At 27.4% G+C, this 21,262-nt stretch carries 23 protein-coding genes; all 23 read left to right on the forward strand.

The genetic code is table 11. From position 1 onward, the window contains the following. Positions 1-4 precede the first annotated feature (4 nt). The 23 genes from spoIIIAE to I1959_RS04800 all read left to right on the forward strand — a co-directional run bounded on the left by spoIIIAE (position 5) and on the right by I1959_RS04800 (position 21,231). Positions 5-1,192 (forward strand): stage III sporulation protein AE, encoded by a 1,188-nt coding sequence (gene spoIIIAE, locus I1959_RS04690; RefSeq protein ID WP_166505850.1) that lies wholly within the window; start codon positions 5-7, stop codon positions 1,190-1,192. Positions 1,193-1,202: 10 nt separating this feature from the next. Further along, positions 1,203-1,769, forward strand: a complete 567-nt coding sequence (locus I1959_RS04695) for a stage III sporulation protein AF (protein ID WP_092924432.1) — start codon at positions 1,203-1,205, stop codon at positions 1,767-1,769. Positions 1,770-1,783: 14 nt separating this feature from the next. Beyond that, a complete protein-coding gene (locus I1959_RS04700) occupies positions 1,784-2,329 on the forward strand; it encodes a stage III sporulation protein AG (protein WP_092924434.1) in 546 nt (181 codons plus the stop codon). A 25-nt stretch (positions 2,330-2,354) separates the two neighbouring features. Then, positions 2,355-3,005, forward strand: coding sequence for a SpoIIIAH-like family protein (locus I1959_RS04705; protein WP_092924436.1), 651 nt, complete (start codon positions 2,355-2,357; stop codon positions 3,003-3,005). Between the two features lie 142 nt (positions 3,006-3,147). Beyond that, on the forward strand, positions 3,148-3,510 hold the full coding sequence (locus I1959_RS04710; RefSeq protein WP_092924438.1) for an Asp23/Gls24 family envelope stress response protein: 363 nt from the start codon (positions 3,148-3,150) through the stop codon (positions 3,508-3,510). Positions 3,511-3,586: 76 nt separating this feature from the next. Further along, positions 3,587-4,090, forward strand: a complete 504-nt coding sequence (gene nusB, locus I1959_RS04715; protein ID WP_092924440.1) for a transcription antitermination factor NusB — start codon at positions 3,587-3,589, stop codon at positions 4,088-4,090. Then, complete coding sequence (locus I1959_RS04720) at positions 4,071-5,048, forward strand: Kae1-like domain-containing protein (protein ID WP_166505849.1); 978 nt, start codon at positions 4,071-4,073, stop codon at positions 5,046-5,048. The genes nusB and I1959_RS04720 overlap by 20 nt, the downstream gene beginning before the upstream one ends. Further along, a complete protein-coding gene (xseA, locus tag I1959_RS04725) occupies positions 5,020-6,225 on the forward strand; it encodes an exodeoxyribonuclease VII large subunit (protein WP_166505848.1) in 1,206 nt (401 codons plus the stop codon). Before I1959_RS04720 ends, xseA begins: the two co-directional genes overlap by 29 nt. Before the next feature lie 2 nt (positions 6,226-6,227). Beyond that, entirely contained in the window at positions 6,228-6,443 is a 216-nt protein-coding gene (gene xseB / locus I1959_RS04730; RefSeq protein ID WP_166505847.1) for an exodeoxyribonuclease VII small subunit, read from the forward strand. 2 nt (positions 6,444-6,445) lie between these two features. Beyond that, positions 6,446-7,333: a polyprenyl synthetase family protein gene (locus I1959_RS04735; RefSeq protein ID WP_166505846.1), complete on the forward strand. Its 888-nt coding sequence runs from the start codon at positions 6,446-6,448 to the stop codon at positions 7,331-7,333. A gap of 9 nt (positions 7,334-7,342) precedes the next feature. Further along, positions 7,343-7,780 carry a divergent PAP2 family protein gene (locus I1959_RS04740; RefSeq protein ID WP_092924450.1) on the forward strand — a complete coding sequence of 146 codons (438 nt, stop codon included), beginning with the start codon at positions 7,343-7,345 and terminating at the stop codon, positions 7,778-7,780. Positions 7,781-8,053: 273 nt separating this feature from the next. Then, on the forward strand, positions 8,054-9,922 hold the full coding sequence (gene dxs, locus I1959_RS04745; RefSeq protein ID WP_195237270.1) for a 1-deoxy-D-xylulose-5-phosphate synthase: 1,869 nt from the start codon (positions 8,054-8,056) through the stop codon (positions 9,920-9,922). A 4-nt stretch (positions 9,923-9,926) separates the two neighbouring features. After that, on the forward strand, positions 9,927-10,739 hold the full coding sequence (locus tag I1959_RS04750) for a TlyA family RNA methyltransferase (protein WP_092924454.1): 813 nt from the start codon (positions 9,927-9,929) through the stop codon (positions 10,737-10,739). A gap of 38 nt (positions 10,740-10,777) precedes the next feature. Next, entirely contained in the window at positions 10,778-12,460 is a 1,683-nt protein-coding gene (gene recN / locus I1959_RS04755) for a DNA repair protein RecN (RefSeq protein ID WP_195237272.1), read from the forward strand. Between the two features lie 71 nt (positions 12,461-12,531). Continuing rightward, complete coding sequence (locus I1959_RS04760; protein ID WP_092924458.1) at positions 12,532-13,551, forward strand: SpoIVB peptidase S55 domain-containing protein; 1,020 nt, start codon at positions 12,532-12,534, stop codon at positions 13,549-13,551. A gap of 134 nt (positions 13,552-13,685) precedes the next feature. Continuing rightward, entirely contained in the window at positions 13,686-14,498 is an 813-nt protein-coding gene (gene spo0A / locus I1959_RS04765) for a sporulation transcription factor Spo0A (RefSeq protein ID WP_092924460.1), read from the forward strand. Positions 14,499-14,638: 140 nt separating this feature from the next. Then, positions 14,639-15,952, forward strand: coding sequence for a CCA tRNA nucleotidyltransferase (locus I1959_RS04770; protein WP_195237274.1), 1,314 nt, complete (start codon positions 14,639-14,641; stop codon positions 15,950-15,952). A gap of 123 nt (positions 15,953-16,075) precedes the next feature. After that, positions 16,076-17,197, forward strand: a complete 1,122-nt coding sequence (gene steA, locus I1959_RS04775) for a putative cytokinetic ring protein SteA (protein ID WP_092924464.1) — start codon at positions 16,076-16,078, stop codon at positions 17,195-17,197. A gap of 16 nt (positions 17,198-17,213) precedes the next feature. Then, positions 17,214-18,089 (forward strand): copper transporter, encoded by an 876-nt coding sequence (locus I1959_RS04780; RefSeq protein WP_195237275.1) that lies wholly within the window; start codon positions 17,214-17,216, stop codon positions 18,087-18,089. 16 nt (positions 18,090-18,105) lie between these two features. Continuing rightward, positions 18,106-18,798, forward strand: coding sequence for a glycosyltransferase family 2 protein (locus tag I1959_RS04785; RefSeq protein WP_166505841.1), 693 nt, complete (start codon positions 18,106-18,108; stop codon positions 18,796-18,798). 7 nt (positions 18,799-18,805) lie between these two features. After that, complete coding sequence (locus I1959_RS04790; RefSeq protein ID WP_092924470.1) at positions 18,806-19,630, forward strand: glycosyl transferase; 825 nt, start codon at positions 18,806-18,808, stop codon at positions 19,628-19,630. Positions 19,631-19,634: 4 nt separating this feature from the next. Next, positions 19,635-20,726 (forward strand): DUF3866 family protein, encoded by a 1,092-nt coding sequence (locus I1959_RS04795; RefSeq protein ID WP_166505840.1) that lies wholly within the window; start codon positions 19,635-19,637, stop codon positions 20,724-20,726. Next, on the forward strand, positions 20,701-21,231 hold the full coding sequence (locus I1959_RS04800) for an NUDIX hydrolase (RefSeq protein ID WP_092924473.1): 531 nt from the start codon (positions 20,701-20,703) through the stop codon (positions 21,229-21,231). Before I1959_RS04795 ends, I1959_RS04800 begins: the two co-directional genes overlap by 26 nt. The last annotated feature ends 31 nt before the right edge of the window (positions 21,232-21,262 follow it).

The following is a 21,262-nucleotide window of genomic DNA, read 5'->3' on the forward strand; positions in this document are numbered from 1 at the left end:
ACATATGAAAAAAAGCTTTTTAGCATCTATACTTACGATATTTATGATTATGGCATCTTTTTCTATAAGTTTTTCAAATGAAAATGATAAAGATGAAAACTATAATGAAACAAAGAAAAGTATAGATAATTATATAGATAGTCAATTAGAAAAAATAAACATAGGAGAAATAGAAAATTTTATACAGGATTCGGTAGTAGTAGAAGAGGTTGATTTAAAAGTATTTATAAAAGAGCTTATAAGTGGAGAAAAGAAAATAACAGATTTGTTTAATAAAGAATCTATAAAATATATGTTATTTGATGAATTTAAAGCAAGTCTAAAAGTAGCATCACTAATATTAGTACTAGCACTATTATCATCTTTACTTAAAAGTTTACAAAACTCTTTTTCATCGGGAGCAATAAGTCAGATAATTACTTATATAATATTTATAACAATAGTATCTCTTACGCTAGTCGGATTTAAAGATATACTATCAATATGTAATGATACTATAGATTCCACCGTAAATTTAATGAAAGTAATAATGCCTATACTTATAACATTATTGGTGCTTATAGGATTTCCTATTACATCAACAGTTTTAAACCCAATATTTATAGGTGGAGTTGCATTCATAAATATAATTTTTAAACAATTTTTATTCGTATCAATTTCTGTAGCATTTGCAATTCTAGTCGTAAATAATTTATCTCAAAGTATAAAACTAAAAAAACTATCATCTTTTATAAGACAAATAAATTTAGTTTCTATAGGAGCAATGTTTACCATATATTTAGGACTTGTATCTATGCAAGGCTTATATGTAAAAAATATAGATAATTTTACAGTTAAAACAGCTAAATTTGCCTTAGGAAACTTTATTCCAGTGGTAGGTAATTTTGTATCTGATTCAGTTGATATACTGCTCTCATCATCGCAGCTTATAAAAGGTGTATTTGGAGGAATTGGCCTTGTATTAATAGTTGGAATTTGTTTGGTTCCAGTTATAAAAATATTATCTGTAGTATTGGTTTATAAAATATCTGCTATAGTAGTAGAGCCTATAGGAGAAGAGAAAATATCAAGTTTTTTAAATGAAATAGCCAACTTAATGGTAGTAATGTTGGCTTGCATAATCGCAATTGCAATAATGTTTTTTGTTACAGTAGCAATAATAACTTCAATAAGTGTAGTAGCTCAAGGATAAGAGGTGGGTTATGTTAGAAGGTATAAAACAGTGGATTATAACTATACTAATAGGTGCTTTTATAGTAAATGTAGTTAATATGATTTTACCATCGTCTAAAATAAAACCATATATAAATTTAGTATTAAATTTCATATTTGTGTTTATAGTTTTAACTCCAATTATAAATATATTTTCATCTAATATTAGATTGGAGGACACTATTTTAAAGTCTATGGCTAAATATAATAAAGAATATGTAGATAGTATGAATAGTTTGGCAAATGAAACAGGTAAGGATAGCTTAAGTAAAGGATATGAAGATGGACTTAAAGAAGTCTTAAAGCTAAAGCTAGATGAGTATGGATATGAATTAGAAGACGTAGATATAAATGGATCTGATATAGAAAATATAAAAGTTAAAGAAAAAAGTAGTAATAAAAGTGGAAAAGAGGACATACAATCTAAAGAAAAAGAAAAAATAAAACAAGCTTTTAATGAAAGCGATGAAAGTCAAAAAGGAATAGATGAAGATAAACTAAAAGAGGACTTAATAGAGATACTAGATGTATCTATAGAAACTATAGAAATTGATTAATAGGAGTTGTGGGAATGTTTAAAAACCTAAATGAAAAAGATAAAAAAAAGATATACACATTATTATCTTTAGTAGTAGTTTGTGCAATAGCTCTTATCGCAATGCCAAGTTTATCACCAAAAGATAATAAAGAAAAAGAAGTAGTTAAAAAAAATGAACCAGAAACTACTAGCTCTTCAAATCAAGAAAAAAATTTAGAAAGTAAACTAAAGGAAATACTATCAAAAATAGAAGGAGCTGGGGAAGTAGATGTAATGATAACATTTGAGTCTAGTGAAGAAATTCAACCTGCATATAATTCAAACTCAACTACAGAAAAAACAGAAGAAAAAGATACTAAGGGAGGAGAAAGAACTATAACAACATCAAGTGATAATAAAACTATAATAACATCAGGTTCAAATGAACCAATAGTATTAAAAACTAATGAAGCAAGTATAAAAGGTGTAATAGTAGTATCAAGTGGGGCTAGTGACCCGACTGTTAAAGAAACACTTTATGATGCTGTACAAACTGCTCTTCAGGTAGCAGGGCATCAAGTAGAAGTATACACAAAGTAATAAATATTAAACTGGGGGGATAAAAATGAAGTTTGATTATAAGGGTAGAGGTTTTGTTGTAGTAAGTTTAGCAGCGATGTTAGTAGTAGTAGGAGCTGTGAATTATAAGTTAAGTGAAAAATCAGCTATAGAAACAGGTCAAGAGCTAAAAGCATATGAAGAAGCTCAAATAGAGAAAAACTCAGAAAAGAAATCTGAAAATAAAAAAGATAAAGAAGACGATGTAGAAGTCGTAGATAGTAAAAAAAGCGAAGTTAATGAAAAGGTAACTGAAACAAGTAAGGAGATAAAAAGTCAATTAACATCAGAAAAAAATATGAAAAAGTCTACATATATACTAGATATGAAAATGACTAGAGAAAAGCAAAGAAATGAATTAAGTGGACAATTAAACGAAATGATAAATAATCCATCTACTTCGGATAAAGCTAGAGAAGAAGCATCAAATATGAAGCTTAAATTAGTTAAAGACCAGGAAACTGAACTTAAAATAGAAAACTTATTAAGTACTAAAGGTTTTGAAAATGCACTAGTATATATAAGTGATGAAAGTGTAAATGTTGTAGTAAATGAGAAAAAATTTGAAAAGAAAGATGCAGCAAAAGTATTTGATTTAGTAGCAGAAGAAGCAAAAGTAGATTATGAAAATATAAAAATTATGAACAATGAAAATTAATATAAAACAAAAAATATACATATTAATATAAGGAAAACAATAACCTTAGAATTTAACTAAGGTTATTTCCTTGCAAAGTTTAATGGTATTTGGTATTATTATAGTTATAAAATAGTTCCTTATATAAGGGGGTAAGTTTATCATGGAAAATAATGATTTTGGACAAGTTAAAATATCTAATGATGTAATATCTACTATAGCAGGTCTTGCAGCATTAGAGATAGAAGGCGTTGAAACGAATACAACATTAACAGATAAATTATTTAAAAATAATGGTGTAAAAATACAAGTAGAAGAAGAGGAAGTTAGCTTAGATGTTATGGTTATGATAGAGTATGGTGTATCTATACCAGACATAGCTTTTAAAATTCAGGAAAATGTTAAAAACACTGTTGAGACAATGACAGGATTAAATGTTTCTCAAGTTAATATACATGTTCAAGGAATCAGCTTTAAGAAAGAAAAAGCTGAAAGAGAAGAAGCTAAGCAAGCTAAGAAAAGTTAATCAAACCCTCTGAAAATCAGAGGGTTTTTTATTGTGTAATATGTACATAATATCAATTAGAGGAGGATTAAGACTAATGAAGAATGATAAGGCGAGAAAAGTAACTACAAGAGAGTATATGATGAAATTAATATATCAAACTCAAATAACTAAAGAAGATATGGGTGATGTACTAGATAAATTTTTAAATGATCAATTAGAATACATAACAAATAGATATGAAGAGCTTAGATTACAATATTCAAATAACCCAGAGTTAAAATTAGAAAATTTAAAAGCTGATGATGTTATAGATAGAGAATATATGGCTCAAATGTGTAAATTATTAAGTGAAAAATCGGACGAAATAGATGCAATGATAAACAAATATGCTAAAAATTGGTCAGTTAATAGAATGGCAAAGGTAGACTTAGCAATATTAAGACTAGCTATATGTGAAATATTATTTGTAGAAGAGATACCAAATAAAGTTTCAATAAATGAAGCTATAGAAATGGCTAAATTATACTGTGATGACAAAACTCCTAAATTCATAAATGGAATATTAGGAAGTGTCGTTAGTGAAACAGAATCAAAATAATATAATAATCGGAATAGATACTAGCTGCTATACAACTTCTATAGCAGCTATATCTTTAGATAAAAAAGTAATATTTAATGAAAAAATATTACTTAAAGTAAAAAAAGATAGCAAGGGATTAAGGCAAAGTGAAGCTGTTTTTCAGCATATAAATAATTTAGGAGAAATAGACAGTAAAATAAAATCGATTATAAATAAATATAATATAGTTGGAATATGCGCATCTACAAAACCAAGACCAATTAAAAACTCTTATATGCCAGTATTTACTGTAGGATATAATTTTTCTAAGCTGTGTTCAACAATGATAGGTTGTGATTTATATGAAACTACTCATCAAGAAAATCATATAGAAGCAAGTCTTTTAGATAATAAATTAAATAAAGAAAAGTTCTTATCTGTTCATATGTCAGGAGGGACAACAGAAATACTGCTTTGCACTAAAAATAAAGAAAGCTATGACATAGAAATAGTAGGTGGAAGCAAGGATATAAGTTTTGGACAACTTATAGATAGAGTTGGAGTTAAGATGGGATATGATTTCCCTTGTGGTAAATATATAGATGAAAATGCACTAAATTGTGAGTCTGCAATAAAACAAGGTTTAAAAACTTCTGTAAAAGAAGGATATATGAATCTATCAGGTCTTGAAAATCAAATAGATAATATAATAGGTAATTGTGGCAAAGAGTACATAAGTAAATTAGTTTTAGATGCAGTAGTTAGAAATATGATAAAATCAATAGAGCATATAAGTAAAGAATACAATATAAAAGATATAGTATTTGCTGGAGGGGTATCTGCTAGTAAGTATATATCAAAAGAGTTAACAAATAGATTAAGAAAATATAAGATAAATGCATATTTTACTAAACCGGAGTACGCAACAGACAATGCTGTTGGTTGTGCTTTAATAGGAGTGAAAAAATTTGAAAATAAGAGCCTTAACTATAAGTGAAGCTAATTCATATATAAAAAGAATATTAAGCAATGACCCTATCTTATACAATTTAAAAGTAAAAGGAGAAATATCAAATTTTAAAATACATAGTAGTGGAAACGTATACTTATCTTTAAAAGATGAAAATTCAAAAATAAATTGTGTTATATTTAAAAATAATTATAATAAAGACTTAGCACTAACTAATGGGACTAAGATTATAGCTAATGGATATATATCTGTGTATGAAAGAGATGGTTCTTATCAGTTGTATATAAATTCTATAGAAACAGAAGGTATAGGAAATTTATATATAGAGTTTAATAAATTAAAAGAAAAGTTAGAAAAAGAAGGATTATTTGACAATAAATATAAAAAGCCTATTCCAAAAATACCAAATTCTATAGGTGTAGTAACATCACAAACAGGTGCAGTTATAAGAGATATAGTAAACGTAGTAAAAAGAAGATACCCAAAAGTTAATATAAAGTTATATTCTGTTAATGTCCAAGGTGAAAGTTCAAAGTATGATATATGTGATGGGATAAAATTTTTTAATATGATGGATAACGTAGATACAATTATAGTTGGTAGAGGTGGAGGTTCTATAGAAGAACTATGGTCATTTAATGAAGAAATGGTAGCTAGGGCAGTCTTTGAGTCTAATATACCTATAATATCTGCGGTAGGGCATGAAACAGATTTTACTATATGTGATTTTGTAAGTGATATGAGAGCACCTACACCATCGGCAGCAGCAGAAATAGCAACACCATCATTAGAAGAATTAAATTTTAAACTAGATAACATATTAAATAGAATGAATAAATCATTAACTAGTAATATAAATATAAGCGAGCATAGACTAAATCATACTATGGATAAGATAAATAGTTATATTAAGTCCTATATAATAAGAGATAAAATTATACAATTAGATAGGATATATGATAAAATAACACTTGAAGCAGAAAAGAAATTAAACACAGAAAAAGATCGACTTTCAAAAACTGGAGCAATACTTCATAATATGAGCCCTTTATCAACATTAGATAGAGGGTATAGTATATTATCAAAACATGGAGTTACAGTAAACAGTATAAAAGAGATAGATTTTAAAGATAACTTAGATATAGTTTTAAAAGATGGAAGTATTGAGTGTACTGTTGAAAAAATAAAATCAAAAGAGGTATAGACATGAATCTAACGTATGAACAAGCCTATAAAAAATTAGAGGAAATTCTAGAAAAATTAGAATCTAAAAATGCTAGTTTAGATGAGTCATTAAGTTTGTATGAACAAGGTATAAGTCTTTACAAATATTGTAATAAGCTTTTAGATGATGCGACATTTAAAATAAGTAAATTTAATAAATTAGGTGTAGAAGAAGAATTTGATATTAGGGAGGAATAAACGTGGAATTTAAAGCAGTGCTAAAAGAAAAAGCAAGCTATATAGAAAAATTATTAAAGGAGTATATGCCAAAAGAAGAAGGATATCAAAAAACTATAATGGAGGCTATGAATTATAGTTTAAGTGCAGGTGGAAAAAGGTTAAGACCGATACTTACATTAGAAGCATGTAAATCAGTAGGTGGAGATTATAAGGATGCGATACCATTTGCTATGGCAATAGAAATGATACATACATATTCTTTAATACATGATGATTTACCAGCACTTGATAATGATGATTTAAGAAGAGGTAGAAAAACAAATCATATAGTATTTGGTGAAGATATGGCTATACTTGCAGGAGATGCCCTTTTAAATTATGCTTTTGAAGTTATGCTTTTAGGTTCTATGAACAAAGAAAATCCAAACAAATATTTAAATGCTATGTATGAGATAGCATCAGCTGCAGGAATAAATGGTATGATAGGTGGACAAGTAGTAGATGTTCAAAGTGAAAATAAGAAAATATCTAAAGAAAAATTAGATTATATACATAACAATAAGACTGCAGCTATAATGATAGGATGTATGAGAGCGGGAGCTATAATAGGAAATGCAAATGATAATGAATTAGAAAATATAACTAAATATTCAAAAAATATAGGACTAGCCTTCCAAATAGTTGACGATATATTAGATATAGTTGGAGATGAGTCTAAGTTAGGAAAAAAAGTAGGAAGTGATATAGACAATAATAAATCTACTTACCCATCCTTAATAGGACTAGAAGAGTCAAAAGAAGAAGCGAATAGATTAATAAAAGAAGCTAAAGAAGCATTAACACAAATATCAAATGATACAGAATTTTTAAGCAGTTTAGCTGATTATATAGTGGACAGAGAGTATTAAGGAGGAACGATGGATTTTTTTTCACAAATTTTTAGCAACAAAGTTTTAGGGATAAGTATATTTGCTTGTTTCTTAGCACAATTTATAAAAATATTTACAGGAAAAGATAAGAGAATAGAAATTTCTAGATTATTTACATCAGGAGGTATGCCAAGTTCTCATAGCTCATTTGTAACTAGCTTATCAACACTAGTTGGCATAGAAAGGGGATTTCAATCAACTGATTTTGCTATAGTATGTGTATTCTCTTTAATAATAATGTATGATGCAACTGGAGTAAGACGTTCTGTAGGAAAACAAGCGGCAATACTAAATCAAATTATAGATGATGTACAACATAGAAAACCAATAAAGCATGAAAGATTAAAAGAGCTAGTAGGTCATACTCCTAAAGAAGTATTGTTTGGGGCTATACTAGGTATATTAGTAGCATTATACTTCGTGTAAATTGAAAAAATATACAATGTATGATATAATTCGTATTTGACAAAAGTATTAAAATTATATGTCTATAAGTAAAATTATAGATAGTTAAATTTTATATAGATTAAGATACTTGAAATAGTAAATATTTTAATACGGTTATAAAATGAATATAACTTAGTCAATACTAAGGTATATTCATTTTTTAGATGTTAGAATTTTATAAATAAAATTTGTATAAAGTAAACTATAGACTATTAATTGTATTAATAGCTGATAAATAAAGGTGAGGATTATATGTATAAATATTTAGATAAAGTAAACTCTCCAAGTGATATAAAGTTGATGAACGTTGAACAAATGGATGAACTATCAAAGGATATAAGAAAATTTTTAGTTAAATCTGTTTCTCAAACAGGAGGGCATTTAGCTTCCAATCTAGGGGTTGTAGAGCTTACACTAGCATTACATAAGGTATTTGAAAGTCCGAAAGATAAAATTGTATGGGATGTTGGGCATCAATCTTATGTACATAAGATGATAACTGGAAGAAAAGAAGAATTTAATACACTAAGACAATTAAATGGTTTAAGTGGATTTCCTAAAGAATGTGAAAGTCCACATGATATATTTGATACAGGGCATAGTAGCACATCAATTTCAGTAGCACATGGTATTGCATGTGCAAGAGATATAAAAGGTGAAGATAGTAATGTCATAGCTGTAATTGGAGATGGATCAATAACAGGCGGTATGGCACTAGAAGCATTAAACCATCTAGGGCATACAAAAACAGATATGATAGTTATATTAAATGACAACGAAATGTCTATAGATAAAAATGTTGGTGGAATGTCTAGGTATTTATCTAGTATAGTTAGAAACTCAGCCGCTAATAAAGTAAAAAATGAAGTTGAAAAGATATTAAATATAGCTCCTGGAGGAGAGTTAATATCTAAAACAGCAAATAAATTTAAAGATAGTATAATAAGTACATTTATTCCTCAAGAATGTGAGTTATTTGAGTCTTTAGGAATAAAATATTATGGCCCTATAGATGGGCACAATATTAAAGAATTAATAGAAATTTTAGAAAAATGCAAACAAAAAAAAGGGCCAAAGCTTCTTCATGTTATAACTAAAAAAGGTAAAGGATATAGATTTGCAGAAAATGAACCACATAAATATCATGGAGTGTCAAAATTTGATATAAGAGAAGGTATAAAATCATCTGGTACAAAATCTATATCTTCATTAGTTGGAGAGAAATTAGTATCTATGGGAGAAAAAGATGATAGAGTATGTGCAATAACTGCAGCTATGCCATCGGGTACAGGATTAAACTTATTTGAAAAAGTATACCCAAATAGATACTATGATGTTGGTATAGCAGAACAACATGCAACTACATTTGCTGCAGGACTTGCAAAAAATGGATTAAAACCTTATTTTGCTGTATACTCATCATTTTTACAAAGGGCATATGACCAAGTAATACATGATGTATGTATAACTAAAAAACCTGTAACATTCCTTATAGATCGAGCTGGTATAGTAGGTAATGATGGTGAAACTCATCATGGTATGTTTGATTTAAGCTATTTAAATGCAATACCAAATATAACGGTTATGGCTCCTAAGGATTGCAAAGAGTTAGAGTTAATGATGGATTTATCTCTAGAATTAAAAGAGCCTGTAGCTATTAGATATCCAAGAGGAGGTAGTTATTACTTAGAAAGTGGTAAGTATGAACCTATAAAAGTAGGAAGTTATGAAGTATTGTCAAAAGGAGAAGACATACTTATACTAGCAATAGGAAATATGGTTAAACATGCTCTTAAAGCTAAAGAATTATTAGAAAAAGAGGATATAAATCCAACAATAGTTAACGCAAGGTTCTTAAAGCCTATTGATAAAAATATTTTAGCAGATTTATTAAAAACTCATAAAAAGGTTATAACTATTGAAGATAATACAATAATAGGTGGATTTGGAAGTAGAATAAATAAATATATAACAGACAATAAAATTGATGTTAATATTATGAATTTAGGTCTTCCAGAAGCATTTGTACCTCATGGGAATGCAGATGAAATATATGATACAATAGGTCTATCTCCAGAGAAGATAGCAATGAGAGTAAAAGACTGTAAACTAGAAAGGTAATTTTATGAAAAAAAGAATAGATTTATTATTAGTAGAAAAAGGATACTTTGAAAGTAGAGAAAGAGCTAAAAAGGCAATAATGGCAGGTCTTGTATTTGTAAATAATCAAAGATGTGATAAAGCAGGTTCTGATGTTGATGAAGAAGCTAAGATAGAGGTAAAAGGAGATCCAATACCATATGTAAGTAGAGGTGGATTAAAGCTTGAAAAAGCCATGAATAACTTTGATTTAACATTAGAAGGAAAAGTGTGTATGGACATAGGTTCATCAACAGGAGGATTTACTGATTGTATGCTTCAAAATGGAGCATCAAAAGTATTTTCTATAGATGTTGGATATGGACAACTTGCATGGAAATTAAGACAAGATGAGAGAGTAGTTTGCATGGAGAGAACTAATATAAGACATGTTACTATAGAACAAACTAAAGAGTTTGCAGATTTTGCATCTATAGACGTATCTTTTATATCTTTAAAGCTAGTACTACCAAAATGCAAGGAATTAATACGTCCAGATGGTCAAATCGTAGCTTTAATAAAGCCACAATTTGAAGCTGGTAGGGAAAAAGTTGGTAAAAAAGGTGTGGTTAGAGAAAAATCAACACATATTGAAGTTATAGAAATGATATCTAATTTTGCTGTTGAAAATGGATTTGAAATATTAGGATTAGATTACTCACCGATAAAAGGTCCTGAAGGAAATATAGAGTATTTAATACACTTAAGAAATGGTAATGAAGGATATGAGTTTAATAAAGAACAACATACTAATAAGATAATAGAAGTTGTTGAAAATTCTCATAATCTAAATAAGTAAAACATTTATATGATTTATTAAAAGAGGGGGATTTAGAATTGATCCTTGAGTTATATATGAAAAATTGTGCTCTTGTTGAGGAGCTTCGTTTAAATATTGATAAAAATTTGAACATACTTACAGGAGAAACAGGTTCAGGAAAATCTATAATAATAGATGCATTAGGACTTTGTTTAGGAGAGAAATATGATAGATCTTTTTTAAGGAAAGGAACTGAAAAAGGTGTAGTAGAAGCTATATTTCACTCTAAAAATAAAGATTTAATAAAAGTACTTAATGATAATGATCTTGAACTAGATGATAATGATTTACTAGTTATAACTAGAATAATATATAGTGATGGAAAAAGTGTTGCTAGGGTTAATGGAAGAACTGTTAAGATGAATGTTTTAAAGCAAATAGCATCTAAGCTTATAGATGTTCACGGTCAACATCAAACACAAGCATTATTCAATAAAGATACTCATCTAGAATTTTTAGATTTATTTGGAGAACATGAATTAGAAGAATTCAAAATTTCATATAAAGAAATATATGATGAGTATAGTGATGTAAAAAAAGCTTTAAATATATTAACTGAAAATAAAGATGATATGCAAATTCAAAGAGAGATAGATTTATTAAAGTTTCAAATAAATGAAATAGAATCTGCCAATCTTAGCAAGGACGAATATGAAGACTTACTAAAACAAAGGGACGTCTATAGAAATGGTGAAAAAATCTTTAAAAATTTAAATATAAGTTATCAAAATTTATATGAAGGTCAGGTTAATGCAGTAGATTTAATAGGTAATGCAGTAAAAGAACTATCATCAATATGTGAATATGACAAAAGTTTAAGTGATTATAATAATGAGATAGAAAGAATAATGTATGAGCTTCAAGATATATCAAGAGAGATAAGAAATTATAAAGAAAATATAAATTTTGAACCATATGAGTTAGAACAAATAGAACTTAGAGTTGATGAAATAAATAACCTAAGGAGAAAATATGGAGAAACTATAGAAGAAATATTTGATTATCATCAAAATATAAAGAATAGATTAGATGAAATATTAAATAGAGATGAAAGAGTAGAAGAACTTAAACTTAAATTAAATAAGCTTGAAAGTAAACTTAAAGAAAGAGCTGAGACCTTAACTTCTCAAAGAAAGATAGTAGCTAAACAGTTAGAGAAAGTCCTATTAGAAGAGTTAAAAAGCTTGAATATGAAAAATGTTGCATTTAAAGTAAATTTTGAACAAGGAATATTCACACCTAGAGGAATGGATGATATAGAGTTTATGATATCATTTAACTTAGGTGAAGATATTAAACCTATATATAAAGTAGCTTCAGGTGGAGAAATGTCTAGATTTATGCTAGCATTTAAGACCATACTTGCGGATATAGACCAAATTGATACATTAGTATTTGATGAAATAGATACAGGTATAAGTGGAATAGCAGCACAAATAGTAGGAGAGAAACTTAGTAATATAGGAAAGAAAAAGCAAATTATTTGTATAACTCATTTACCACAGATTGCTGCTAATGCAGATACTCATTATTGTATAGAGAAGAGTACAGATAATGAAAGAACATTTACTACTATTAGAAAGTTAGACAAGGACCAAAAAAGAGATGAAATAGCTAGACTTATAGCTGGAAGTAATATAACAGAAAAAACTATTGAACACGCAAGTGAAATAATAGAACTAGCAAAAAGAAGCCTTTAGGGCTTCTTTTTTTGTATAAAAAAATCCAAAATAGGAACTATAAGTATATATATAAAAGAGGAGATATACTTATGAAAATTAAAAGAAATTCAGTATTTTTAACATTAACAATTATGGTAGCTATACTTTTAATATCTATAACTTATGATGGTATAAAAAATTACTATATAGAGGCTGTAAATAAGAGTAATAAGTATGTTTATCCATGCGGTAATCTAATTGGAATAAAAGCTAAAACAGATGGAGCATTAGTAATAGGTTATGAAGATGAATCATTAGAGTATATAGGAGGGATAAAAAAAGGGGATAACATAATAAAAATAAATGAAAAAAAAATCGAAAATGCTTATGATATATACGAATATATAAAAGATATTAAAGAAGATTTTGTATATTTAACAGTTGAGAGAGATAGTAAAGAACTAGTTATAAAGATAAAATTAAAAGTAGAAGACGAAGAAAAAAGGTTAGGCTTATGGGTTAGAGATAAAGTTTCGGGAGTTGGAACTATGACGTTTTATGATCCAGACAATGAAGAATTTAAAGCAATAGGACATCCTATAAAAGATTTTGATACAAGTAAAATATTAAAAATAAAAGAAGGTAGTGTATATTATCCAACAGAAGTAAATCTAGAAAAATCAACAGAGAGTGTTATTGGTAATTTTGATTGTAATTTGGATGAATACAACTTAATAGGAACATTTAGTAATAATGATAATGAAGGTATAGAGGGAAATATAATAAACAACATAAAACACAAATTACCTCTTATAAAAGTGGGAAACAAGAATGAAATAAAAAGGGGTAAAGCAAGTATTTTACTTGAAAATGAGGAAGGATATGTATATCCATATGACATAAATATAGAAAATATATATGAAAATAAAGGAGATAAAAACATAGTTATAGAAATTATTGATGAGAAATTAGTAAATTATACAGGCGGTATAGTACAAGGCATGAGTGGTGCCCCTATTATACAAAATAATAAGCTAGTTGGGGCATTAACACATGTTTTTGAAGATAATGCCAAAAAAGGATATGGTATTTTTATAGATGAGATGATAGAATTAGATAAGAGAAATTAAAATTTAATATATTTTTCAATAGATTTCAAATATATTGAAGGAATATAATTTTACTATGTCGAATATGCTTAAGTATAAAGGGTTTTAATTTTTATATAAAAGAGAAGATGTTTTATTAATGGGGGGAAGTTTAAGTGAGCGATAAAATAAAAATAGTTTTAGCAGATGATAACAAGGATTTTTGTCAGGTACTTAAGGAGTACTTATCTAATGAAAGTGATATAGAAATATTAGGAATCGCAAAAGATGGTATAGAAGCACTAGATTTAGTAAAAAGATTACAACCAGATTTATTAGTGCTAGATGTTATAATGCCACATTTAGATGGATTAGGTGTTATAGAGAAGTTAAATTCTATGGATATACCTAAAATGCCAAAAATAATAGTTCTATCAGCTGTAGGACAAGACAAAATAACACAAAGTGCAATAAATTTAGGAGCAGACTATTATATAGTTAAACCTTTTGATTTTGTAATATTTATAAATAGAATAAGAGAATTAGTTTCAAACAGACCTGCACATGCAGACATAAAGCCTAGGGCTCATGCTGATATACAAATGACAAGAAGTGACTTTGTCAAAAATGTAGGTAATATAGAAACAGAAATAACTAATATAATACATGAAATTGGTGTTCCAGCTCATATAAAGGGATATCTTTATTTAAGAGAAGCTATAAAGATGGTAATAGATAACGTAGAATTACTAGGAGCTGTAACTAAGGAATTATACCCAAGTATAGCTAAGAAATTTAATACTACTCCAAGTAGAGTTGAAAGAGCTATAAGACATGCTATAGAGGTAGCATGGAGTAGAGGTAAAGTTGATACAATAAATCAACTATTTGGTTATACAGTGCATAATACAAAAGGAAAACCAACAAATTCTGAATTTATAGCTATGATAGCAGATAAATTAAGATTAGAGCATAGTATGGTTAAATAAATATAGCATTATAAAAGCCTTCTTAATATTAAGAAGGCTTTTATAATGCTATATTCAAAGTGTAAACAAGTGAGTATAAAGTATTATATATTTTAAAATTTGGTTATCTTATAAATATATATAAATTAAGGAGATATGTGATGTATATAAATTTACCGAAATCAGTAAAATTTATAATAGAAAAAATAAAAGAACATGGTGAAGAAGCTTATATAGTAGGAGGATGTGTCAGAGATAGTATATTAGGTATTTTACCAAATGACTATGATATAACAACTAGTGCAAAACCTAATAAAATAATAGATATATTTAAAGGCTATAAAATAATAGAAAATGGAATAAAGCATGGAACAGTAGGTATTTTAATAGAAGATGAGGTTTATGAGATAACAACATATAGAGTTGAAGGTGAGTATGAAGATAATAGAAGGCCTAAAAATGTAGAATTTACATCAAAGTTAGTAGATGATTTAAAGAGAAGAGATTTTACAATAAATGCCATGGCTTATAATGAAGAAGATAAACTAATCGATTATTTTGATGGAGTTAAAGATTTACATGATAAAAAAATAAGAACAGTAGGTAATCCTGATGAAAGATTTATTGAAGATGGACTTAGGATAATAAGAGCTATAAGATTTAGCAGTAAACTAGGATTTGATATAGAAAAAGAAACATTTGAAAGTATAAAAAGAAATTCTAGTATATTAAAAAATATTAGCAGAGAAAGAGTAAGTGATGAAATAAAAAAAATCATACTTAGTGAAAACCCTCAAAAACTAGGATTATTATATAGTTTGAATATATTTAAGGAGTTAGAGATATACTCTCATGTAGAGAATTATGAAGATTTTTGTACAAAGTTAACAATATTAAAAGAGTGTAATATTAGTTTAGAGCAAAGACTATTGATGATAGAATTTTTGATTTTAGAAAATAACACAAAAAGACTAAATAAGACAAAGGAAAAAATAGAGTTTTACAATAAAAATATAAGAAAAAATAATATTGTAAGCAAACTGAAATATCCAAATAATGTAACAAAATACATAAATAATATGATTGACTATATGCTAATAGATAATATAGATTTAGATAAGATTGGTATTAAAAAAATTCTAAATAAAATAGGAATTGATAATTTAAAAGATATTTTAAAATTGAAGGAAATGTATTACAAAAAAGTAGGTGATTGTGAAGAGATTGAAGAATTAAGTATAAGAAAACATTCAATAGATAAATATACAGAATTTATAGAAGAAATAGCTAAAAATAATGAATGCTATAAAATAAATGATTTAGATATAAACGGGAACGATTTAAGGTTGATGGGGTATAGTGGAAAATCAATAGGAGAACAGTTAAATCTCCTTTTAGAAATAGTAATATGTAACCCTGAAAAAAACAGCAAAAGTGAGTTGATGAATTTATCAAGGTTAAATAAGATTGATTAAAATATACAAATATATTTAAAAAATCCTTATATAAAATTATAAACTGACTTTAAACATTTATTTTGTCGTTAAATAATGCTATAATGTAATGTGATTTTAAAAATGATATCGGAGGTTTAATTTATGAGAGTCGAAGGCCCTATTAAAGTAGATAGAAAAACAAAGAGGCTTGCAAAGAGACTTACGGGTGGAGAAATAGCTGTTATAAATCATATAGATATAGATGAAGTTGCAGCGAATTCTTTAGTAGAAGGTAAAGTAAAGCTAGTTATTAATGCATCACCTTCTATAAGTGGAAGATATCCTAATAAAGGACCTGGAATACTAACTGAAAAAAATATTCTTATAGTTGATAATATAGGTGAAGAATTATTTAATGAGTTGTCTGAAGGTCAAAATATTGAAATTATAGATGGTAAAATTTATAGAGACAATAAATTTTTAGGACAAGGTGAAGTATTAGGTAAAGAAGAAGTAGCAGTCAAATTAAAAAAAGCATACGAAAACTTAGCAGTTGAACTAGATAGGTTCATAGATAATACTATTGATTATGCAAAGAAAGAAAAAGGATTCATATTAGGAGAAGTCGAAATACCTAAAGTTAAAACTAATTACGCTAATAGGCATGTACTAATAGTTGTAAGAGGACAAGATTATAAGCAAGATTTAAGCACAATATTATCATACATAGAAGAAGTGAAGCCAATATTAGTTGGTGTTGATGGAGGAGCGGATGCGTTACTAGAGTTTGGTTATACTCCAGATGTTATAGTTGGAGATATGGATAGTGTTAGTGATGAAGCTCTTAAAAAAGCAGGTGAGATAATCGTACATGCTTATACAGATGGAAGGGCACCAGGTCTTAAAAGAGTTCAAGATTTAGGGCTAGATGCTATAGTATTTCCAGCACCTGGAACTAGTGAGGATATAGCTATGTTAATAGCTTACGAGTACAAAGCAGAGCTTATAGTGGCTCTTGGAACTCATTCTAATATGATAGATTTTCTAGAAAAAGGAAGAAAGGGTATGGCAAGTACTTTCTTAGTAAGATTAAAAATAGGATCAAAGCTTATAGATGCGAAAGGAGTTAACCTACTATATAGAAGTAAGTTAAAGATGAAGTATATATGGGCATTAATAGCTACTGCCTTATTCCCAATACTTATACTAGCCTCTTTCTCTCCAAGTGTTCAGCAGTTTATACATCTAATGCAGCTAAAATTAAAGCTATTACTACAAATGTAGATTTAGGAGGAAAAAAATGCATATAAACATGAAATATTATATAGTTACCATAGGAGCTATTTTTATAGCTTTAGGAATTGGTATGTTAGTAGGATTTAATCTAAATTATGATCAAGAACTTAGTAAACAACAAGCAAGTATGATCAAAGATTTAGATAGTAAGTTTGAAGTACTAAAAACAACAAATGATAACTTAGAAGAAAATTTAACTAATTTAAATAAAGATTATGATGAAGCAATAGCCATAATAAATCAAAATTCAGATAAGATAATAAAAGATAGTCTTGTAAATAAAAATATAGGAATAATATCTACAAATGAAAAAAATGATTATAGTAAAGAAATTGCAAGTATAATACAAAATGCTGGAGGAAATGTAGCATTTGATATAGTACTTACTAGCAATATAGAAAATAAAGATGCTTTAAAGAAAGCATCAGAAGAACTTTCAATTGAACTAAACAATGCAAAAGATGTTATAAATTATATAGCAGAATCTTTAAAAGAAGAAGGTAGTATATCTAAGTTAGAAAATCTTCAACGTTTAGAGTTAATTAAAGTAGAATCTATAGCAGAAAATTATATAGATTATGATTCTGTAGTTTTAACAGGTGGAAGTGAAGATAAAGCTCAAAAAGAAAACTTTGATAAGATAGATGAAGCTTTAATAACTAAATTAAAAGAACAAAATAAATATATAGTAGGAGTTCAAAAAAGTAATACTAAAAATTCTTATATAGACTTATATTCTAAAAACAAAATAGCAACTATAGATAATATTGAAGAAGGAATAGGTAAAGTTTCTTTAACTATATTATTAAATGAAAAAGGAGCTACAGGGGATTTTGGTAGATTAGAAAGTGCAAAACAATTATTCCCTTATAAGAAATAAGAAAAGGAGAAAAAATATGAGTTCTTACATAAGTATAATAATACCAGCTTACAATGAAGCAGATAAGATCAAGGACACATTAGAAAGCATTACTGATATAAATGAAATAGATGAAATTGTAGTTGTAGATGATGGTTCTAGCGATAATACTACAGAAATAGCATCTAGTGTTAAAAATGACAAAATAAAAGTGTTTAAATTAGATAAAAATAGAGGTAAAGGATACGCATTAAACTATGGGTTAAAAATAGCTATGGAAAATGCAGATATAATAGGATTTTTAGATGGAGATTTAGGAAGTTCAGCTAGTGAAGTTAAAAAACTTATCATGCCTATATTAAACAACGAAGCCGATGTTATTATAGCAAAATTCCCTCCTGCAAAGAAAAAGGGAGGGCTAGGATTTGTAAAAAGATTAGCTAAAGAATCTGTATTTGAGATGACAGGTGTAGAACTAGACTCTACTTTATCAGGACAAAGGATATTTAAAAAAGAAGTATTAGAAAAATTTGAAGAGATTCCATATGGTTATGGTGTAGAAGTAGGTATGACTATAGACATATTAAAATACGGTTACACAATCAAAGAAGTATTAGTAAATATGACTCATAGTGAAACAGGAAGAGATTTAAAAGGTTTTATTCATAGGGGAAAACAATACTACCATATAAAGAAAGTTTTAAAAGCAAAAAATAAAGAATGGAGGTAGTATATAGGTGAAATATTATATACTTTATACTGTTTTATTTATAACAGGATTGCTTGGAACCTATGTTGTTATCCCTTTATTTAAAAATTTATTAATAGATAGTAATGTATTAAGACCAAATTATAAAAAAGATATGATACCAGTTAGTATGGGTATAGTATTTTTACCTATGATAATAATAAATGGTATTATTATAGGATTTGTAACTAATGATGTTAATAAGCTACTATATTTATTTATGTTCATATTTGGAATAATAGCAATGTTCTTTGCAGGAATATTAGACGATATAATAGGAAATAGAGATGTTAGTGGGCTTAAAGGACATTTTAAGAGTTTGTTTAAAGGAAAGCTTACAACAGGTGGATTTAAGGCATTATTTGGAGGATTTATAGGTATATTAATATCTATAGCAATATCTAAAGATATATTAGATATAATTGTAAATACTCTTATAATAGCACTTTCTACAAATCTTATGAACTTATTAGATTTAAGGCCTGGAAGAGCTATAAAGGTATATTTAATAATAGGGTTAGTTTTACTTTTAACATTAGCAGGATTTGAAAAAAGTCTACTTCTTTTACTGCTTCCAAATGTATTAGCATATTTTAATTACGACTTAAAAGCTAAAGCTATGATGGGAGACACAGGATCAAATGTTTTAGGTATATCTATAGGAATACTTATATGTATGGGGTATTCATTTAATATTAGATTAGCTTGGTTAGCATTTTTAATATTTATACATATACTTACAGAGAAGTATTCTTTAACTAAGATAATAGAGAAAAATAAGTTCTTAAATTTCATAGATAAATTAGGAAGGTAAACTTATGATAAGTAAAAGAATAGGAATTGTAGATTCTATAAAAGATAAGAGTGAAAAATTAGAAGATATAAGAGTTAATATAAATGGAGAAATACAAAAAGCATACAACTACCCTAAGATGACAGGGAGTGTAAATGTAGGTGATGAGGTTGTATTAAATACAACAGCTGTTGAGTTAAGTTTAGGTACTGGAGGATATCATTTTGTAATAACTAATCTAAATAATATAGAATCAAGCTTTACAGAAGGCGGTCATATTATGAAATTAAGATATACGCCACTACAAGTTAAGGTAGATTCAGTTGAAGAACAAGAAAGTACTTATCATGATAAAATATCAAGCTTTAAAAGTTTAAATGATATGCCAGTTGTTGTTGGGACACTTCATAGTATGCTTACACCTTTTGTAGCATCATATAAAAGAAATAATAAAGATAAAAAAATAGTATATATAATGACAGATGGAGCTGCATTACCGATATACCTAAGTAAAAATGTAGAAACTTTAAAAAGTAAAGGATTAATAGACTATACTATAACTATAGGGAATGCATTCGGAGGGGATTATGAATGTATAAATATATATACAGCTTTAATAACTGCTAAAGAAGTATTAAATGCAGACTGTGTATTTGTTAGTATGGGACCTGGAATTGCAGGTACTGGAACTAAATATGGATTTACAGGAATAGAACAAGGACCTATATTAGATGCAGTAAAAAAACTTGGTGGAAATCCTATAGCTATACCTAGAATTAGTTTTGCAGATAAAAGAGAAAGACATAATGGAATATCTCACCATAGTATTACTATTTTTAAAGAAATTGTAAATGTTGATATAACAATACCAATATCAAATTATGAAAGTGATAAATTAAATAAAATAAGAGCACAAATAGAAGAAAATGATTTAAATAGACATAATATAGTATATATAGATAATAAAAATACTAAAGAAGACTTAGATTATTTTGGCCTGAAGGTAAGAACTATGGGAAGAAATTATGAACAAGATAAAGAGTTTTTCGAGGCTGCAAGTAGTGCTGCATATTATTTAATGGAGGTTTGTGATGGTGATAGAAGAAAAGACTATTAGTAGTGATAAAATATACACTGGAAAAACAATCAGCCTAAAAGTAGATACTGTAGAGACTATAAACCAAGGATATCAAAAAAGAGAAATAGTAGAACATCCTGGTGCAGTTGGTATATTAGCATTAAATGAAAATAATGAAATAGTATTAATTAAACAATTTAGAAAACCAATAGAAAAAGTTATATGGGAAATACCAGCAGGAAAGTTAGAACCTGGTGAAACACCAAAAGAATGTGCACAAAGAGAACTAAAAGAAGAAACGGGATACGATGCTTCAAATTTAAAACTAATACATAAGTTTTATACATCAGCAGGTTTTTCTAATCAAAAAATATACATATATCTAGCTACTGATATTACTGTAGGTGAAAGAAATTTAAATGATGATGAAGATATAGAAGTACATACTATAAGTTTAGAAGAAGCTTATAACATGGTTATTCAAAATGAAATAGAAGATGCAAAAACAGCAATTGGAATTTTAATAGCTAGAGAATTAATATAAAATGTCATAACCTCCTCTTTTTATACATACT

The sequence above is a fragment of the Romboutsia sp. 1001285H_161024_C4 genome (genome assembly GCF_015550185.1).
GTDB classification, from domain to species: Bacteria; Bacillota; Clostridia; order Peptostreptococcales; family Peptostreptococcaceae; genus Romboutsia_C; species Romboutsia_C hominis.

Bases quoted from the DNA above. Each gene is read 5' to 3' on its own strand.
- spoIIIAE (WP_166505850.1), top strand. From the start codon at position 5: ATGAAAAAAAGCTTTTTAGCATCTATACTTACGATATTTATGATTATG.
- I1959_RS04695 (WP_092924432.1), top strand. From the start codon at position 1,203: ATGTTAGAAGGTATAAAACAGTGGATTATAACTATACTAATAGGTGCT.
- I1959_RS04700 (WP_092924434.1), top strand. From the start codon at position 1,784: ATGTTTAAAAACCTAAATGAAAAAGATAAAAAAAAGATATACACATTA.
- I1959_RS04705 (WP_092924436.1), top strand. From the start codon at position 2,355: ATGAAGTTTGATTATAAGGGTAGAGGTTTTGTTGTAGTAAGTTTAGCA.
- I1959_RS04710 (WP_092924438.1), top strand. From the start codon at position 3,148: ATGGAAAATAATGATTTTGGACAAGTTAAAATATCTAATGATGTAATA.
- nusB (WP_092924440.1), top strand. From the start codon at position 3,587: ATGAAGAATGATAAGGCGAGAAAAGTAACTACAAGAGAGTATATGATG.
- xseB (WP_166505847.1), top strand. From the start codon at position 6,228: ATGAATCTAACGTATGAACAAGCCTATAAAAAATTAGAGGAAATTCTA.
- I1959_RS04740 (WP_092924450.1), top strand. From the start codon at position 7,343: ATGGATTTTTTTTCACAAATTTTTAGCAACAAAGTTTTAGGGATAAGT.
- dxs (WP_195237270.1), top strand. From the start codon at position 8,054: ATGTATAAATATTTAGATAAAGTAAACTCTCCAAGTGATATAAAGTTG.
- I1959_RS04750 (WP_092924454.1), top strand. From the start codon at position 9,927: ATGAAAAAAAGAATAGATTTATTATTAGTAGAAAAAGGATACTTTGAA.
- I1959_RS04760 (WP_092924458.1), top strand. From the start codon at position 12,532: ATGAAAATTAAAAGAAATTCAGTATTTTTAACATTAACAATTATGGTA.
- I1959_RS04770 (WP_195237274.1), top strand. From the start codon at position 14,639: ATGTATATAAATTTACCGAAATCAGTAAAATTTATAATAGAAAAAATA.
- steA (WP_092924464.1), top strand. From the start codon at position 16,076: ATGAGAGTCGAAGGCCCTATTAAAGTAGATAGAAAAACAAAGAGGCTT.
- I1959_RS04780 (WP_195237275.1), top strand. From the start codon at position 17,214: ATGCATATAAACATGAAATATTATATAGTTACCATAGGAGCTATTTTT.
- I1959_RS04785 (WP_166505841.1), top strand. From the start codon at position 18,106: ATGAGTTCTTACATAAGTATAATAATACCAGCTTACAATGAAGCAGAT.
- I1959_RS04795 (WP_166505840.1), top strand. From the start codon at position 19,635: ATGATAAGTAAAAGAATAGGAATTGTAGATTCTATAAAAGATAAGAGT.
- I1959_RS04800 (WP_092924473.1), top strand. From the start codon at position 20,701: ATGGTGATAGAAGAAAAGACTATTAGTAGTGATAAAATATACACTGGA.